The organism is Bacillus sp. FG16, from assembly GCF_057809515.1.
The window spans coordinates 1-1,519 of record NZ_JBMDKC010000243.1 but is presented as its reverse complement, the minus strand read 5'-3'; the positions used below and the strand labels follow the sequence as shown (position 1 = coordinate 1,519).

General features: G+C 29.6%; 5 protein-coding genes. 1 reads left to right on the top strand and 4 read right to left on the bottom strand.

Annotated elements, in window-relative coordinates; genetic code table 11:
• The 4 genes from ACODS7_RS31955 to ACODS7_RS31940 all read right to left on the bottom strand — a co-directional run.
• On the bottom strand, positions 1-54 hold a 54-nt coding region (locus tag ACODS7_RS31955), incomplete at its 3' end, for a YrzI family small protein (protein ID WP_488828579.1).
• A 26-nt stretch (positions 55-80) separates the two neighbouring features.
• Positions 81-224: a YrzI family small protein gene (locus ACODS7_RS31950; RefSeq protein ID WP_000668963.1), complete on the bottom strand. Its 144-nt coding sequence runs from the start codon at positions 222-224 to the stop codon at positions 81-83.
• Between the two features lie 28 nt (positions 225-252).
• Positions 253-396: a YrzI family small protein gene (locus tag ACODS7_RS31945; RefSeq protein WP_098138995.1), complete on the bottom strand. Its 144-nt coding sequence runs from the start codon at positions 394-396 to the stop codon at positions 253-255.
• 27 nt (positions 397-423) lie between these two features.
• Positions 424-564, bottom strand: a complete 141-nt coding sequence (locus ACODS7_RS31940; protein ID WP_000156193.1) for a YrzI family small protein — start codon at positions 562-564, stop codon at positions 424-426.
• A gap of 440 nt (positions 565-1,004) precedes the next feature.
• Between ACODS7_RS31940 and ACODS7_RS31935 the strand changes: the two genes are divergently transcribed.
• Positions 1,005-1,519, top strand: a 515-nt coding sequence (locus tag ACODS7_RS31935) for a DUF4825 domain-containing protein (protein WP_488828575.1), incomplete at its 3' end; no start/stop codon positions are given.

Here is a 1,519-nt window from a genome sequence, read left to right as displayed (position 1 = left end):
GGAAAATGTATTTTTTTGAATGGTAATGGTTAAAAAGAATACTTTAAATTTCATTGGATAATAACCCCTTTATAAGTGATTTAGAAAAGACGAGTGTAATAAGAAGATTGGCGCTCTTTTACTTCGTCCATAATATTTTGAATGTGTTGCTCACGTAAAATCTCTTTCTGTGAAAGCTTACGTTTTTGAATGGTGATAGTTAAAAAGAATGCTTTAAATTTCATGAATATATGACCCCTTTAAAATATATTTTTAATACATTTGAGTGTAGTATGAACTTTTAATATCAGTTATTTTATCAGTCAGTTGTTTTAACTGTTGTTTACGATTGTTTTCAGTTTCAGATAAAGTATTTTTTTGAAGCACAGTCGTAAAAAAGAAAATATGAAAAGTCATAAATGAATTCCTCCTTTCGAAAAGGAATTACAGGTGATCACAGTAAAGTGCTTGGCGCTCCTTAACATCATTCATAGCTTTTTCAATTTGCTCATTATGAAGAATTTCATCTTTGGAAATTGTATTTCTTTGAATCGTAATACTTAAAAACAATACGCTAATAGTCATTGAATGTTGCTCCTTTCTTAGAAAAATAATGTAAGAGACTAAAAAATCGCGCAAAAAAACCACAGGAAGATACAGTTCTCCTATGGCTGGGCGTGAAAAAGCCACAGGAAAGTATACGACCTCCTGTGGCGAATTTATGAATTAAATGAAATAAAGTACGATTTTCAATTCTCCATTAGGGTGGTCGAATTCATATTTAATTGTCCAGAAAACACAGGTGCAGTTAACGCTAAAGTTAATGCATGTAATTGTAATTTCATCATTTCCTTCGACCTCCTTTTAGAATTTTTTTCTTACGTTAGTAAGTATATACAATTAATGGATAATTGTAAACATAAAAAATGAAAATTTTTAATTTTGATTAAAATGCGTATATTTAAAAGGGATTTGAAAGTAAATATTGTAATTAACGAAATATCGATAAAAATGGGGGATGCTAAATGAAATATATGCATCATAACATGATCGTTATGCTAACAATTTTTTTATTCATTACGGCTTGTTCTAACGGAGAAAGAATAAAAGATATATATGATGTTAGGTCAGATGATTTTAAGAAATATACTGGGACATACGTTGGTAATAATTCAGATGTGGTTGCAATTATTAATCATTTACCCGGTGGTGGAACAGTTCAAAGTATAAGTTTAGAAAATGAAAATATAAAAGTGAACTATGGTGCAAAAGAGAGTGGGGCTCTTACAGAAGAAATGATTGAGACGTATTGGTTTGATGAAAAAGATACGATGAAGAAGAATTTTCTCTTTAATGCTACCTATCTAGTAATTTTAGTACCAAACGCAAAAGCTTATGAGTTTCAAATAGAAAATAAAAACTTTAAGATAACGAGGGAAGAAATGTTATCAATTTTGCATAGGGAATTCGATGATTTTCCCAAAGAATGTAAATGTCAAGATGATCATGTACATTTTCACTTGTTTAAGCATGTACAAAT

Bases quoted from the DNA above. Each gene is read 5' to 3' on its own strand.
- ACODS7_RS31950 (WP_000668963.1), bottom strand. From the start codon at position 224: ATGAAATTTAAAGCATTCTTTTTAACTATCACCATTCAAAAACGTAAG.
- ACODS7_RS31945 (WP_098138995.1), bottom strand. From the start codon at position 396: ATGACTTTTCATATTTTCTTTTTTACGACTGTGCTTCAAAAAAATACT.
- ACODS7_RS31940 (WP_000156193.1), bottom strand. From the start codon at position 564: ATGACTATTAGCGTATTGTTTTTAAGTATTACGATTCAAAGAAATACA.